Raw genomic sequence first — 15,515 nt, forward strand, 5'->3', positions numbered from 1 at the left:
GAACGGAATGTAGTCCGCAAGACCCTGCTTCGACAGACACAGCGTCATCGCCGCCGTCAGCGTCGACTTCCCGTGGTCAACGTGCCCGATCGTGCCCACGTTCACGTGGGGCTTGGTCCTCTCGAACTTCTCCTTCGCCATGCCCAGTGCTCCTTCTGGTCAGTTGCTTCTCGTTGTCGAGTTCGTGTTCGGCGGGCCGCCCCTCGCGCCCCGCCGGCGCGCATCTATCTCCAACCCCAGTCCTTCATGATCCTCTCGAACTTCTCGCGGGGAACCTCGGCGTAGTGCGAGAACTGGGTCGTGTAGATCCCTCTTCCCTGTGTCAGCGAGCGAAGCGCCGTAGCGTATCCGAACGTGCGTCCCAGGGGAACGGTCGCGTCGACCACCCTCGTCTCGCCCCTGAGCTGCGTGCCCTCGATCCGTCCGCCGCGCGCGTTCAGGTCGGCGATGACCTCGCCGACGTACTGGTCCGGTACGACGACCTCGAGCTCGACCACGGGCTCCAGCAGGACCGGCTTCGCCTTCCCGGCGGCCTCGCGAAACGCGATCGACCCGGCAGCGCGGAAGGCGATGTCGCTCGAATCGACCTCGTGGTACTCGCCGCCCGTGAGCACGATGCGCACGTTGATCATCGAGTAGCCGATGAGCACGCCGTTGTCGACGGCGCTCCTGACGCCGTCCTCGACGGCCCGGATGTACTCGCGGGGGATGACCCCGTCCTTCGTCTCGTCGACGAACTCGAAGCCGCCGCCCTCGCCGAGCGGCTCGACCCGGAGCTTCACGACGCCGAACTGTCCCTTACCGCCGCTCTGGCGGATGAACTCGCCGCGGGCCTCCGCCGTCTGCGTGATCGTCTCCCTGTAAGCGACCATCGGCTTCCCGACGTTCGCCCTGACTCCGAAGTCGCGCACCATCCGGGTCGTCAGCACGTCCAGATGGAGCTCTCCCATGCCGGAGATCAGCGTCTGCCCGGTATCCTCGTCGGTCTTGATCACGAAGGTCGGGTCCTCCTCGGACAGACGGTCGAGCGCCTGCAGCAGCTTCTCCTCGTCGGCCTTCGTCTTGGGCTCGATCGCGATCGACACGACCGGCTGCGGAAAGACCATCGACTCGAGGAGGATCGGCTTCTTCGGATCGCAGAGCGTGTCGCCGGTACCGCACTTTTTCGGTCCGACAGCGGCGACGATGTCCCCCGCGCTCGCCGAGTCGCGGTCCTCCTGCTTGTTGGCGTGCATGAGGAGGATGCGCTGGATGCGCTCCTTCTTCTCCGTCCTCGGGTTGAGGAGCTGCTGCCCCTTCGAGATCGTCCCCGAGTAGACACGGAGGTACGTCAAGCGTCCGACATAGGAATCGGACGCGATCTTGAACGCGAGCGTCGCCGCGGGCGCGTCCGGCTCGGCCGGGCGCGACTCCTCCTTGCCCGTGTCCGGATGGGTCCCCACGACCGGAGGAACGTCCTTCGGCGACGGAAGATAGCTGACGACGCCGTCCAGGAGACGCTGCACGCCGACGTTCTTCAGCGCCGAGCCGGCGTAGACCGGCACGAAGGCGGCGGCCAGCGTTCCGCGCCGCACCGCGCGCTCGATCTCGTCGACGTCGATCTCGTCGCCGTGCACGTACTTCTCCATCAGCTCCTCGTCGACCTCGCTGGCCCGCTCGACCAGCTCCTCGCGGTATCGCTCGACCTCGTCGGCCATCTCCTCGGGCACGTCCTCCTCCGTGAAGACGGCGCCCAGGCTCTGCTCGTCGAACCGGAGGGCCTTCCGGTGAATGATATCGATCACGCCGGAGAACTCATCCCCGCTGCCGATGGGCAGCTGGAGCACGACCGGCAGCGCCCCCAGACGGTCCCTCATCATGTCGAGCACGTTCTCGAAGTCCGCACCCACGCGGTCCATCTTGTTGACGAACGCGAGCCTCGGAATGCGGTACTTGTCGGCCTGCTTCCAGACCGTCTCGGACTGAGGTTCCACTCCGCCGACACAGCAGAAGACGGCCACCGCCCCGTCCAGCACCCGGAGCGAACGCTCGACCTCCATCGTGAAGTCGACGTGCCCGGGTGTGTCGATGATGTTGATCCGATGGTCCTGCCAGTACGTCGTCGTCGCCGCCGACGTGATAGTGATCCCCCGCTCCCGCTCCTGCTCCATCCAGTCCATCACGGCGGCGCCGTCGTGCACCTCTCCCATTCGCCGGACCTTGCCGGTGTAGAAGAGGACCCGCTCGGTCAACGTGGTCTTGCCGGCATCGATGTGTGCCATGATGCCTATGTTCCTGACCGATTCGAGTGGGTACGTGGCGTCCATCGCTCTCGTCTTCGTTCCCTTCCGTTCGACGCGTGCCGCTGAGCGGACAGGAATCGCCTCTTCACGAAGCGCCGTCCTGCTCCTGCCGCTGTGCTCAAGCCGCGTCAGCACGTCCGCTGCCCCCGTGAGCAGGTGCCCGAGAGACCGTTCTCTCCGGCTACCACCTGTAGTGGGCCATCGCCTTGTTGGCTTCGGCCATGCGGTGCGTGTCGTCGCGCTTCTTCACCGAGGCGCCCTCCTTCTTGAAGGCCGCCATCAGCTCGCCGGCGAGCTTGCCCGCCATCGAGTGCTCGGAGCGCTGCGATGAGAAGGTCAGGATCCATCGGATGGCCAGCGCGGTCCTGCGCTCGGGCCTCACCTCGATCGGCACCTGGTAGGTGCTGCCGCCCACTCTTCTCGACTTGACCTCGAGCATGGGCTTGACGTTCCCCAGAGCCTTCTCGAATACCTGAATGGGATCCTCACCGGTCTTATCGGCGATGATGTCCATGGCGCCGTAGAAGATCTGCTCGGCGGTGCTCCTCTTGCCTCCGTTCATCATCGAGTTGATGAACCTCGTGGCCAGAGGGCTTCCGAACCGCGCGTCCGGCTGCCTCTTTCTCTTCGGTACCTCACGCCTTCTCGGCATGCGTTCTTCCCTCCACGATCCGTAGCCTGAGCGGCCGGAACTACTTGGGCTTCTTCGTCCCGTACTTCGAACGGGACTGCCTGCGTCCCTCGACACCGGCGGCGTCCAGGGGACCTCGGATGATGTGGTACCGGACACCCGGCAGGTCCTTGACCCTGCCGCCTCTGATGAGGACGACGGAGTGCTCCTGCAGGTTGTGACCCTCACCCGGGATGTACGCGGTGACCGAGTCGCCCTTCATGAGGCGCACCCTCGCGACCTTCCTGAGCGCTGAGTTCGGCTTCTTCGGGGTGGTCGTGTACACCCTCGTACAGATACCCCGGCGCTGCGGGTGGCCCTGGAGAGCACGCGCGGGCTTCTTTTTCACCCTGCGCTTCCGGCCCTTCCTGATCAGCTGATTGATCGTCGGCACACGTTCCTCCTGTACCTCAGTGGCTTTGCTCTACCTGTCACTGCGCGGACGCCGAGGTCAGCGTCCCCACGTCCTCTCCTTCGGGCGCCTCGTCCGGGCGCTCGATGATCTTCGGCTGGGGCTCCTCGGGCTTCAGGACCTCGATGAGCTCGAACTCGTCGAGACCGGTCCCCGCGGGGATCCTCCGACCGATGATGACGTTCTCCTTGAGTCCGCGGAGGTCGTCAGTCTTGCCCTCGGTCGCCGCCATCATGAGCACCCTGGTCGTCTCCTGGAACGAAGCGGCCGAGATGAAGCTGTCGGTCGTCAGCGCGGCCTTCGTGATCCCCAGGAGCAGCGCCTCGTGCCTTGCGGGATTGAGCCTGTCGGCCTTCTTCCGCTTGCCCTTGTTGTGCTCGGCGATGCGGCGGTTCTCCTTCTCGAACTCCGCCCGCGATACGACCTGTCCCTCGAGGAACGCCGTGTCACCCGGATCGGTGACCCGGACCCGCTGCAGCATCTGGCGGACGATCATCTCGATGTGCTTGTCGTTGATCTTCACACCCTGCAGTCGGTAGACCTCCTGGATCTCGTTCAGAAGGTACTCCTGCACCGCCTTCTCACCCTTGATGGCGAGGATGTCGTGCGGGTTGACCGGCCCCTCCGAGAGCCTGTCGCCCGCCGAGACCGCGTCGCCGTTGTGCACTCTCAGGTGCACGCCGTGCGGCAGCCGGTACGACTTCTCGACATCGTCTCCGAGCACCGTGATCTCGCGAAGCCCCTTCTTGACGTCGCCGAAACGGACGACGCCGTCGATCTCGGTGATGGTCGCCGGGTTCTTCGGCGGCCGCGCCTCGAAGAGCTCCTCGACCCTCGGCAGACCGCCCGTGATGTCACGCGTCTTGCCGAACTCGCGCTGGATCTTCGCCAGAACCTGTCCGGAGTGCACCGTCTCGCCGTTCTGCACGAAGACGCGGGCACCGGTGGGCAGAATGTACTCGCCGACCGACTTGCCGCTCTTCGACTCGACGACGATCGAGGGATGCAGGTCCTTCTCCGGGTCCTCGATGACGACGCGCTCGCGATGGCCGGTGGTCTCGTCGGCCAGGTGGTCGAGCGTCCTGCCCGTCACCATCTGGTCGTAGCGCACCGTGCCGCCCGAGCGGGCGATGATCGGGTCGTTGTAGGGATCCCACTCGAAGAGCGTGTCGCCCTCCTCGACCCGCTGTCCGTCGTCGACACGGAGGATCGCGCCATACGGGATGTTGTACGAACGCTCGCGACCGTCATCGCCTTCCTTCACCAGCCGCACGTTGCGACCGATGACGACCTGATTGCCCTCGGGGTCGATGCGGACGTTCGACGACTTGTCGAACGGGAACCTGATCGTCCCTGAGGCCTTGGCCTCGCGCTTCGAGACCTCCGCGATGCGGCCGGCCGTTCCGCCGATGTGGAACGTCCGGAGGGTCAGCTGCGTGCCCGGTTCTCCGATCGACTGCGCGGCGACGATCCCCACGACCTCGCCCATCTCGACCATGCGGCCCGTGGCCAGGTTCCTTCCGTAGCAGTTGGCACAGACGCCCCGCTCCGACTCGCAGGTCAGGACGGAGCGGATGTAGACCTTCTCGACATTCATGTCGGAGAGGAGCTCGGTCGCCTCCTCGTCGAGCAGTGTGTTCCGCTTGATGATGACGTCGCCCGTCACCGGGTCCTCGACGTCCTCCGACACGACACGTCCGAGCACACGCTCCGGCAGCGGTTCGACGATCTTGCCGGCCTCGATGAGCGCGGTCGTCTCGATGCCGCGCGAGGTTCCGCAGTCCGGCTCTGAGATGACGACCTCCTGGGAGACATCGACGAGACGGCGCGTGAGATAGCCGGCGTCGGCGGTCTTCAGGGCGGTGTCGGCCAGGCCCTTCCGCGCGCCGTGAGTCGAGATGAAGTACTCGAGCGCCGTCAGCCCCTCGCGGAAGTTCGACTTGATCGGCGACTCGATGATCTCACCCATCTGTCCGGTCAGCTTCTTCTGCGGCTTGGCCATGAGACCGCGCATGCCGGCGAGCTGGCGGATCTGGTCCTTGGAACCTCGCGCGCCGGAGTCGGCCATCATGTGGATCGGGTTGAAGCCTCCCGCGGAGACCTCCATGCCCTTGGCCATCGCGTCGGCTACATCGCTCGACGCATGCGTCCACGTATCGACCACACGGTTGTACCGCTCCGTGTCTGTGATGACGCCGTCGCGGTAGTACTTGTAGATCCGGTTGACCTCCTTCTGCGCCGCGGCGAGGATGTCCTTCTTCGACTCGGGGACCAGCACGTCGTCGATGCCGATCGTGATCCCCGCCAGCGTAGCGTAGTGGAAGCCGGTGTCCTTGAGTTTGTCGAGCACGTCGGCGGTCCGCTCCTGCCCCATCAGACGGTGGCACCGTCCGACGAGCTCCCGGAGCTTCTTCGACTCCATGACCTGATTGACGAAGCCGAGTTCGTCCGGGAGGATCTCGTTGAAGAGCACTCTCCCGGCCGTCGTGAGCTTCGTCTGGCCGTGTACGCGCACCTTGATCCACTCATGCAGATCGAGGCGACGCGAATCGAGCGCGAAGATCACCTCATCGGGCGACGCGAACGGACGGACCTTGGTCTCGTCCGGCTCGGTAGCGAGCGCCTTCGTCAGGTAGTAGCAGCCGAGGACGATGTCCTGCGACGGGCTCGCGACCGGTCGGCCGTCGGCCGGAAGCAGGATGTTGTTGACCGAGAGCATGAGCACCCGGCTCTCGATCTGCGCCTCGAGCGAGAGCGGCACGTGGACCGCCATCTGGTCGCCGTCGAAGTCCGCGTTGAACGCCGAACACACCAGGGGGTGGATCCTGATGGCCTTGCCCTCGACGAGGATCGGCTCGAAGGCCTGGATACCCAGACGATGCAGCGTGGGCGCGCGGTTCAGGAAGACCGGATGGTCCCTGATGACGTCCTCGAGCGCGTCCCAGACCTCCGGGCTCTTGCGCTCGATCATGTTCTTCGCGGCTTTGACGGTCTGCGCGTGTCCCAGCTCCTGGAGCCTCCGCACGATGAACGGACTGAAGAGCTCGAGCGCCATGGTCTTCGGGATGCCGCACTGGTGCAGCTTGAGCTCGGGACCGACCACGATGACCGAACGGCCGGAGTAGTCGACGCGCTTCCCCAGCAGGTTCTGGCGGAAGCGACCCTTCTTGCCCTTCAGAAGATGCGACAGCGACTTGAGGACCCTGCGTCCGCGTCCGCGCACGGCGCGCGACCCTCTTCCGTTGTCAAAGAGCGCATCGACCGCCTGCTGGAGCATCCGCTTCTCGTTCCGGAGGATGATCTCGGGAGCCTTGATCTTGAGCAGGCTCTTCAGACGGTTGTTCCTGTAGATGACCCTGCGATAGAGGTCATTGAGGTCCGACGTCGCGAAGCGACCGCCCTCGAGCGGCACGAGGGGCCGAAGGTCGGGCGGGAGCACCGGGATGACGTCCATGATCATCCAGCTGGGCTCGTTCCCGGAATCGAGGAACGCGTCGAAGACCTGCAGCCTCTTGATCGCCTTCTTCTTGGACTGCTTCGTCGCCTCGGGATCCCGAACCAGGACGCGGAGTTCGTCGTACTCACTCTCCACGTCGACCTGGTCCATGAGCTCCCTGATGGCGGCGGCGCCCATCTCGGCCCGAAGGCCCGAGTCGGGGTTCGTCTCCTCGAGCTCGGCCATGCGCTCGCCCGACAGCAGCTCACCGACCTCGAGATCGGTCTTCCCCGGGTCGAGGACGATGTACGACTCGTAGTAGAGCACCCGCTCGAGATCGCGCCGCTTCATGTCGAGCATGCGGCCGATGATGTTCGGGTTCCCGCGGAAGAACCAGACGTGCGCCACGGGAACGGCCAGCTCGATGTGGCCGAGCCGCTCGCGCCGGACCTTCGACTGGGTGACCTCGACGCCGCAGTTCTCACAGATCATCCCGCGGTACCGGATCCTGCGATACTTGCCGCAGTTGCACTCCCAGTCCTTGACGGGCCCGAAGATGCGCTCGCAGAAGAGCCCGCCCTTCTCCGGCTTGAACGACCGGTAGTTGATCGTCTCCGGCAGCGTCACCTCGCCGTGCGACCAGCTTCTGATCGCCTCCGGAGAGGCCAGCCGGATACGGATGGCCTTGAAGTCCTGAGGCTCTCTGTGTTCGTCAAAGATGCCGAAATACAATGGGCGTCCCTCCTCGGGGGGTTCCTACTCCTTGACCAGCGTGACATCCAGGCCGAGGCTCTGGAGCTCACGCATGAGCACGTCGAACGAAGCAGGTGTGCCCGGTTTCGGTGGATCCTGGCCTTTGACAATCGCCTCGTACGTTCTCGAACGCCCGACAACGTCGTCGGACTTGACGGTCAGAAGCTCCTGGAGCGTGTGCGCCGCGCCGTACGCCTCGAGAGCCCAGACCTCCATCTCTCCGAAGCGCTGGCCGCCGAACTGCGCCTTGCCGCCCAGGGGCTGCTGCGTCACCAGTGAGTACGGACCGATCGAGCGCGCGTGGATCTTGTCGTCCACGAGATGCAGGAGCTTCATGATGTAGATGCGCCCGGTGGTCACCTCGTGCTCGAACGGCTGGCCGGTCCGCCCGTCGTAGAGCACCGTCTTGCCCGACCGGGGGAGCCCCGCCTTCTCGAGCTCGTTCTTGATAGAGTCGATCGTCGCGCCGTTGAACACCGGCGTCGCCGCCAGGTATCCGAGCTTGTCCGCCGCCCACCCGAGGTGGGTCTCGAGGATCTGCCCGAGGTTCATACGCGACGGAACACCGAGCGGGTTCAGCACGATGTCGACCGGCGTGCCGTCCGGCAGGTAGGGCATATCCTCCTCGGCCATGATCTTGGCCACGACGCCCTTGTTGCCATGCCGGCCCGCCAGCTTGTCGCCGACCGAGAGCTTCCGCTTGGTCGCGACGTAGACCTTCGCGAGCTTGACCACGCCGCGCGGAAGGTCCTCGCCCAGCTTGACGCGCTCGATGGCTCGGTCGCGCTCGGGCTCGACGGCGTCGATCCTCTCCCTGTACTCCTCGTAGAGGGCCTTGACCTTGCGGTTCGCCTCTGCGTCCTTGACGATCCCGGTGTCCCAGTCCAGCCGGTCGAACCTCAGGATCCGCATGACCTCTTCGTTGACCTTCCGGCCCGCGCGGACCATAAGCTCGTCGGTCCTCGCGTCGCGGATCGAGACCGTCTTCCGGCCCTCGATGATGTTGTATATCCGGCGATCCCGCTCGCGCCTGAGACGCTTCGTCTGTGTGCGGGCCTCGCTCTTGATCTTCTCGATCTCCTTCTGGACGATCTTCTTGCTGCGCTCGTCCCGCGCCCGCCTGGAGAAGAGCTTCGTGTCGATGACGATGCCCTTCATGCCGGGAGGCGCCTTGAGCGACGTATCGCGCACGTCGCCCGCGCGGTCGCCGAAGATGGCGCGCAGCAGGTTCTCCTCCGGCGTCAGCTCGGTCTCGCCCTTCGGCGTGACCTTCCCGATGAGGATGTCGCCGGCCGAGACGCGGGCTCCGGGGCGGACCAGACCGTTCTCGTCCAGGTCCTTCAGACGCTCCTCGCTGACGTTCGGGATCTCCGGAGTGAACTCCTCCATGCCGCGCTTGGTCTCGCGGACCTGAGACTCGAACTCCTCGATGTGGATCGAGGTCAGCCGGTCCTCGCGGAGGATGCGCTCCGAAACGAGGATCGCGTCCTCGAAGTTGTAGCCCTCCCACGGCATGAAGGCGACGAGCAGGTTCGCACCGAGCGCGAGCTCCCCGTCCTTCGTGGAGGGCCCGTCGGCGATGACGTCGCCCGGCATCACCTTCTGGCCGGTGCGGACGACCGGCCGCTGGTTGATGCACGTGTTCTGGTTCGTCCGCTGGAACTTCCTGAGGTCGTACTCCTCGACGGCCTCTGAGCCGTCCAGTGTGTCGGAGTGCCTGATGACGATCCTGTCGGCCGTCGCGCGCTCGACGACGCCGGTGTGCTTCGCGGTCTTGACCGCACCCGAGTCGATCGCCACGCGCTCCTCTATGCCTGTTCCGACGAGCGGCGTCTCCGTCTTGATGAGCGGAACCGCCTGGCGCTGCATGTTCGAACCCATCAGCGCCCTGTTCGCGTCGTCGTGCTCGAGGAACGGAATGAGTGCCGCGGCCGCCGAGACGAGCTGCTTCGGCGAAACGTCGTTGTACTCGACCTCCTCGCGCGGAACCTGCGGGAAGTCGTCCTTGTGCCTCGCCAGGAGGGTCTTCTCGACCAGCCGGCCGTTCCTGTCGACCGGCTCGCCCGCCTGGGCGATGATGTACTTGTCCTCCTCGGACGCGGTCAGGAAGTCGATCGTGTCGGTCACGCGACCCTTCTCGACACGGTAGTAGGGCGTCTCGATGAAGCCGAAGTCGTTGATGCGGCCGTACGTCGAGAGCGAGCTGATGAGCCCGATGTTCGGACCCTCCGGCGTCTCGATCGGGCACATCCTTCCGTAATGACTGTAGTGGACGTCCCGGACCTCGAAGCCGGCCCGCTCGCGCGTCAGCCCGCCGGGGCCCAGTGCCGAGAGACGGCGCTTGTGCGTCAGCTCCGCCAGCGGGTTCGTCTGCTCCATGAACTGCGACAGCTGATTCGAACCAAAGAAAGCCCTGACGACCGCCGAGATCGGCCTCGAGTTGACGAGCGTCGACAGGTCGAGGTCGTCGCCGTCGCCGGTCGACATCCGGTCACGGATGACGCGCACCATCCGCGAGAGTCCGGCGGAGAGCTGGTTCTCGAGAAGCTCGCCGACAGAGCGGACGCGCCGGTTGCCGAGGTGGTCGATGTCGTCGATCTCGCGCTCACCCTTGACGACCTCGAGCACGGCCTTGATCGTCTCGACGAAGTCGCGCCGGGTCAGACAGATCGTGTCGATCGGCACGTCCTCGTCGGAGATGCCCAGCTGCCGGTTGATCTTGTAGCGGCCGACGTTCTTGAGATCGTACCGGTTCGGGTCGAAGAACATCCTGTCGACCAGCTCGAGTCCGGCCTCGATCGACGGGAGGTTCCCGCCCTTCATCGTCTTGTAGATCTCCTGGAGCGCGTCCTCCTGCGAATGCGTCTTGTCCCGCGAGAAGGTCGCGTCGAGGACCTTTGAGTCAGTCGGGTCGATCTGCACGAGTTCGACCTCCCGGATGTCGGCCTTCCGGAGCAGGTCGATGACCTTCAGGGTCAGCTTCTCGTGCGTCTGGACGATGACCTCGCCCGACGGGTCCTTGTACGTCTCGGCGGCGATGCGGCCGACGAGTTCCGCGTCGCGCTCCTCGTCCTTCTTCACGAGGATACGCGCGCTCTCGGTGATCAGCACATCGAAGGCCTCGTAATCCAGCGACTTGAGCGCCTTGACATGCTTCGGCTTGAGCTCCTCCCCGACCTCGACGACGACCTCTCCGGTCTCCTCGTCGACGACGCTCGAACCCGCGAGCCTGCCGCAGGGCGGGTCGGTGCTCCGGGGCCGTCCGCTCGGGAGCTCGATCGACTCCTTCTCATAGAAGAGCGAGCGGATGTCCTCGTCCTTCGAGAACCCGAGCGCCCGGAGGAACGTCGTCATGCGGAACTGGTGACGCCTGTCGGTCCGTATGAACATCTCGTCCTTGATGCCCATGCGGACCTCGACCCACGTCCCGCGGTACGGGATGATCTTGGCGAAGTAGAGCATGGTCCCGTTCGGGTGCGTCTTCTCCTGGAAGAACACGCCGGGGGAGCGGTGCAGCTGACTCACGATCACCCGTTCCGCACCGTTGATCACGAACGTGCCGCGCTCGGTGATGAGCGGGATGTCGCCGAGGTAGATCTCGGCCTCCTCGGCCTCGAGGAACTTCCGCTCGCCGCCCTCTCTCGGCTCCCAGCGCACCAGGCGGAGTGTCGCCTTCAGCGGAGCCTCGAAGGTGAGGTTCCGCTCGCGGCACTCCTGGATCGTGTGCTTCGGCTTACCCAGCCTGAAGCCCTTGTACTCGAGGGTGTAGGTCCCCTGATGTCCCTCTACCGGGAAGAACTTCTTGAAGATCTCGTCCAGACCCGACGGCTCGTCCTCGGACGAACCCGTACCGAGACACGCCCTGAACGACGCCAGCTGGACGTCGAGCAGATTCGGCATCGGCAGTTCGCTGTCGATCGCGTATCTGGAGAAGATCCTGCGTTCTACCTCACGGGGTCCTGCCACGTGTACGTCACCCTCCTTCAGAACCAGCAGGAGCAGACGGCCGCCGACGCCCGAACTGTCGGCCCCGCCATCCGCTCGGAACGCCCGGGGAAGCCCGCGTTCCGACGCGCCTCCCAAGGTCTCCCATGCGCGGCCCCGTCCCGCGTCGGCGCCCGCCGGGCGCCGACGCGAACAGACAGGGACGGTTCCTGCCTACTTGAGCTCGGCCTTGGCTCCGGCCTCTTCGAGCTTCTTCTTGACCTCTTCGGCCTCTTCCTTCGTCACGCCCTTCTTGACGGCCTGGCCGGGGTCGTCCACGAGGCCCTTGGCCTCCTTCAGCCCGAGGTCGGTCACCTGACGGATGACCTTGACGACCTGGAACTTCTTCTCGCCGGTCTCGGTGAGGACGACGTCCCACTCGTCCTTCTCCTCGGCCGCCTCGCCGCCGCCCGCCGCGGGCGCCGCCGCCATGGCGACCGGCGCTGCCGCCGACACGCCGAACTTGTCCTCGAGCGCCTTGACGAGCTCCGCCATCTCGAGAACCGTCATGTTCTCGACCGTCTCCAGGATCTCGGCGATCTTGCCGGTCGGAGCGGGCTTGTCCTCGGCCTTCTCCTCGGTCTTCTCCTCCGCCTTCTCCTCGGCGGCCGTGTCCACTGCTTCCTTCTTCTCTTCTGCCATCGTCGGGCCTCCGTCGAACCTCTCGTTGTTCGTCAGGGTGTGTGCGCTTCGTGTATCGGATCGGCTTTCATTCGGCGCCCAGACAGTCACGGAGACCAGTCCACATGGTATCCGAGCGGCGTCGCCCGAAAGCCGGTTCAGCTCCTCATCAGGCGCCCGATGCGGCCCCCTTCGTCTTGCCGACCTCGTCGAGGACCGAGACAAGCTGCCTGAGCATCTCGTGCAGGAGACGCGTGAACCCGGCGACCGGCGCCTGGAACCCGGCGGCGATCTGCGCGAGCAGGACCTCCTTCGGAGGCAGCTCCGCGAGCTGCCGGATCTGAGCCTCCGACATCAGTACCGACTCCACCCATCCCCTCTTGATCTTCGGCGAGTCGTTCTTCTTCTCGAACTCGGCGAGGATCTTCGCGGGCGCCACGGGGTCGTCCTTCGAGAGGACGACCGCGTTGGGGCCCTCAAGATACTCGGCGAGCTCGTTGAGCCCGACCTGTCGGGCCGCCAGCCTGGCCAGCGTGTTCTTCACGACGCGGAACTCCACCGACTCCTCGCGGAATCTGCGGCGGATCTCCGTGGCCGTCTCCACATCCAGGCCCGTGAAGTCGCTGAGGAGGATGACGTTGTTGCCCTGGAGGAACTTGGTCAGCTCCTCGACTCGGGCCTCCTTCTCCGCTCTCATCATCGGCATGGGGTCAAAGCCTTTCTTCTACCCGACACTCGATCAGGTGCGTGTTGTGTCGACGAGCGATGAGACGTCGACATCGATGCCGGGGCCCATCGTCGTGCAGATCGTCACGTTCCGTATGTATCCGCCCTTGGCCGAGGCAGGTCTGGCGCGGACGATCTCCCGGGCGATCTCCTTGAGGTTCTCCCTGAGATTCTCCGCGTCGAACGACGCCTTGCCGATCGGCGCGTGCACGTTGGCGGTCTTGTCGGTCCTGTACTCGATCTTCCCCGCCTTCGCGTCGCTGACGGCCTTCCCGACATCGTTCGTCACCGTACCGGTCTTGGGGTTCGGCATGAGGCCTCGCGGCCCGAGGATCTTGCCGAGCTTGCCGACGTCCTTCATCATGTCGGGTGTCGCGACCACCGTGTCGAACTCGAGCCACCCCTCCTGGATCTTCTGGATGTACTCGTCGTCGCCGACGTAGTCGGCGCCGGCCTCCTCGGCCTCACTGACCTTCTCGCCCTTCGTCAGCACCAGCACACGGAGGGTCTTGCCGGTCCCGTGCGGGAGCACGATCGTCCCCCTGAGCTGCTGGTCGGACTTCCTGGGATCGACGCCGAGCCGGAACGCGACCTCGACGGTCTCGTCGAACTTCGCGCTCGCCGTCTCCTTCAGGAGTTTCACGGCCTCATCGACCGGGTACGGGCCGCCGTCCTTAAGCTTCGACGACTGGTCCTTGTACCGCTTGCTTCGCCTCATCCCTGCTTCCTTTCCTCGGGCGCCGGTCCGGCGCCCTCCCGCGTGACCGCGCGGTCGCGGTTCCAGCTGCTATCCGACCACCTCGATGCCCATGCTCCGGGCCGTGCCGGCGATCAGCTTCATCGCCGCCTCGTCGTCGGCCGCGTTGAGGTCGGGCGCCTTGAGCTTCACGATCTCCAGGAGCTGCGCCCGCGTCACCTTGCCGACCTTCTCCCTGTTCGGCTCACCCGAGCCCTTCGCCAGCCCGGCGGCCTTCTTCAGAAGGACCGAGGCGGGCGGGGTCTTCGTGATGAAGCTGAAGGTCCGGTCCTGGTAGATCGTGAGGACGACCGGGATGATCATCCCGGGGTCGCCCTTCGTCTTCGCGTTGAACTGCTTGCAGAAGCCGCCGATGTCGATCCCGTACGGACCGAGCGCCGGACCGACCGGGGGCGCCGACGTGGCCTGCCCCGCGGGGATCTGGAGCTTGACGGTGCCGATGACCTTCTTCGCCATGCTTGGATCCTCTCTCGCGTCCGCGCCCGCCCTGCGGGTCACGGAGCATCCTGCCTCGTTCTACGTCGCTTCGACCTGAAGGAAGTCCAGCTCCACGGGCGTCGCGCGCCCGAAGATCGAGACCATCACCTTGACCTTGCCGCGCTCGGCGTCGACCTCGTCGATGAGCCCCGAGAAGCCCGTGAAGGGACCGTCGATGACGCGAACCTGATCCCCGACCTGATACGGGATCTCGGGCCGCTCCTTCGACGGCTTCTTCTCGATGCGACCGAGGATCCGGTCGATGTCCGACTGCTCGAGCGGCTGCGGTCCGGACGTCGTCCCGATGAACGCCGAGACGCCGGGTGTGTTCGTCACGAGGAACCGCGTCTGATCGTTCATGTCCATCTCGATGAGGAGGTAGCCCGGGAAGAGCTTTCGCTCCGACGTCCGGCGCTTCCCGTCCTTCATCTCGACGAACTCCTCCGTGGCGATGATGATCTTCCCGAACTGGTCGTCCAGCCGGGACTGCTCGATCGCCTGTTCGATCTTGTCGCGGACCTTGAACTCGTGGCCCGAGTACGTATGCACGGCGTACCAGCGCATGACTGGATCACCTCGCCACTCACGTCTTGGCTCAAGGCTGCCGCGCTCAGTGGGCTCTAGCCGAGGACGAATCCCATGAGGTAGGAAAGCGCCCGGTCGACCAGGCCAATGAACACAGCAAGGATCAGAACGATCACGATGACGACGGTCGTCGACCCCCGCAGCTCATCGCGAGAGGGCCACGAGACCCTCTTGAGCTCGTTTCTGACTTCCTTGAGGAACTTGACCAGTCTCTCAAACATGAGAACACCCGTCCGGACGCCTGTCGAGCAGGAAGCGAATAGTGGCAGGCCTGGAGGGACTCGAACCCCCAACATCCGGTTTTGGAGACCGGCGCTCTAGCCAATTAGAGCTACAGGCCTGCTCAACCTGCCGATGCGGACTACCCTTTGGTCTGGACGAGCCGGGCATACGTGCCCGGTCCGCCCAAGGCCAGGCGGGATCGTGTCCCGGAGGCCCGTCGACCTACCGCGTCTGCTTGTGCTTCGTGTGCTTACCGCAGAAGCGACAGTACTTCTTGTACTCCAGGCGGTCCGGATGTTTCTGCTTGTTCTTCGTGTATGTGTAATTGCGGCGCTTGCACTCGCCGCACGCCAACACAACGATGTCGCGCACCGTGCGTCTCCCCTATGTCAGGGGCCGGGGCGCACAGCGCGCCCAGCCTCGTATCCGTTCGCTACTCCAGGATCTTCGTGATGGTGCCGGCGCCGACCGTACGGCCGCCCTCGCGGATCGCGAACCGGAGACCCTCCTCCATCGCGATCGGCGTGATCAGCGTGATCTCCATCTCAACGTTGTCGCCCGGCATCACCATCTCCGTGCCCTCGGGAAGC

General features: G+C 65.1%; 14 protein-coding genes and 1 tRNA gene. All 15 read right to left on the reverse strand.

The genetic code is table 11. From position 1 onward, the window contains the following. The coding region (gene tuf, locus GF405_05125) for an elongation factor Tu (protein ID MBD3367540.1) at positions 1 to 141 on the reverse strand (141 nt) is incomplete at its 3' end. A gap of 83 nt (positions 142 to 224) precedes the next feature. Further along, the gene (fusA, locus tag GF405_05130) at positions 225 to 2,306 is read right to left on the reverse strand and encodes an elongation factor G (GenBank protein ID MBD3367541.1); all 2,082 of its coding nucleotides are present in this window, start codon (positions 2,304 to 2,306) and stop codon (positions 225 to 227) included. Between the two features lie 157 nt (positions 2,307 to 2,463). After that, a complete protein-coding gene (gene rpsG, locus GF405_05135; GenBank protein MBD3367542.1) occupies positions 2,464 to 2,934 on the reverse strand; it encodes a 30S ribosomal protein S7 in 471 nt (156 codons plus the stop codon). A gap of 40 nt (positions 2,935 to 2,974) precedes the next feature. Then, a complete protein-coding gene (locus GF405_05140; protein MBD3367543.1) occupies positions 2,975 to 3,346 on the reverse strand; it encodes a 30S ribosomal protein S12 in 372 nt (123 codons plus the stop codon). A 37-nt stretch (positions 3,347 to 3,383) separates the two neighbouring features. Next, complete coding sequence (gene rpoC / locus GF405_05145; GenBank protein MBD3367544.1) at positions 3,384 to 7,532, reverse strand: DNA-directed RNA polymerase subunit beta'; 4,149 nt, start codon at positions 7,530 to 7,532, stop codon at positions 3,384 to 3,386. Positions 7,533 to 7,556: 24 nt separating this feature from the next. Next, complete coding sequence (rpoB, locus tag GF405_05150; GenBank protein ID MBD3367545.1) at positions 7,557 to 11,453, reverse strand: DNA-directed RNA polymerase subunit beta; 3,897 nt, start codon at positions 11,451 to 11,453, stop codon at positions 7,557 to 7,559. A 258-nt stretch (positions 11,454 to 11,711) separates the two neighbouring features. After that, positions 11,712 to 12,179 carry a 50S ribosomal protein L7/L12 gene (rplL, locus tag GF405_05155; GenBank protein ID MBD3367546.1) on the reverse strand — a complete coding sequence of 156 codons (468 nt, stop codon included), beginning with the start codon at positions 12,177 to 12,179 and terminating at the stop codon, positions 11,712 to 11,714. A gap of 148 nt (positions 12,180 to 12,327) precedes the next feature. Then, positions 12,328 to 12,864 (reverse strand): 50S ribosomal protein L10, encoded by a 537-nt coding sequence (rplJ, locus tag GF405_05160; GenBank protein MBD3367547.1) that lies wholly within the window; start codon positions 12,862 to 12,864, stop codon positions 12,328 to 12,330. A 33-nt stretch (positions 12,865 to 12,897) separates the two neighbouring features. Next, a complete protein-coding gene (gene rplA / locus GF405_05165; protein MBD3367548.1) occupies positions 12,898 to 13,602 on the reverse strand; it encodes a 50S ribosomal protein L1 in 705 nt (234 codons plus the stop codon). Positions 13,603 to 13,671: 69 nt separating this feature from the next. Further along, positions 13,672 to 14,097, reverse strand: coding sequence for a 50S ribosomal protein L11 (gene rplK, locus GF405_05170; GenBank protein ID MBD3367549.1), 426 nt, complete (start codon positions 14,095 to 14,097; stop codon positions 13,672 to 13,674). Between the two features lie 60 nt (positions 14,098 to 14,157). Next, positions 14,158 to 14,682, reverse strand: coding sequence for a transcription termination/antitermination factor NusG (gene nusG / locus GF405_05175; GenBank protein MBD3367550.1), 525 nt, complete (start codon positions 14,680 to 14,682; stop codon positions 14,158 to 14,160). A gap of 56 nt (positions 14,683 to 14,738) precedes the next feature. Continuing rightward, positions 14,739 to 14,924 carry a preprotein translocase subunit SecE gene (gene secE / locus GF405_05180; GenBank protein ID MBD3367551.1) on the reverse strand — a complete coding sequence of 62 codons (186 nt, stop codon included), beginning with the start codon at positions 14,922 to 14,924 and terminating at the stop codon, positions 14,739 to 14,741. A 42-nt stretch (positions 14,925 to 14,966) separates the two neighbouring features. After that, a tRNA-Trp gene (locus tag GF405_05185) sits at positions 14,967 to 15,044 on the reverse strand. A gap of 103 nt (positions 15,045 to 15,147) precedes the next feature. Continuing rightward, positions 15,148 to 15,297 carry a 50S ribosomal protein L33 gene (gene rpmG / locus GF405_05190; GenBank protein ID MBD3367552.1) on the reverse strand — a complete coding sequence of 50 codons (150 nt, stop codon included), beginning with the start codon at positions 15,295 to 15,297 and terminating at the stop codon, positions 15,148 to 15,150. Positions 15,298 to 15,358: 61 nt separating this feature from the next. Beyond that, on the reverse strand, positions 15,359 to 15,515 hold a 157-nt coding region (gene tuf, locus GF405_05195; GenBank protein ID MBD3367553.1), incomplete at its 5' end, for an elongation factor Tu.

Source organism: Candidatus Effluviviaceae Genus V sp. (genome assembly GCA_014728125.1).
Taxonomy (GTDB): domain Bacteria; phylum Joyebacterota; class Joyebacteria; order Joyebacterales; family Joyebacteraceae; genus WJMD01.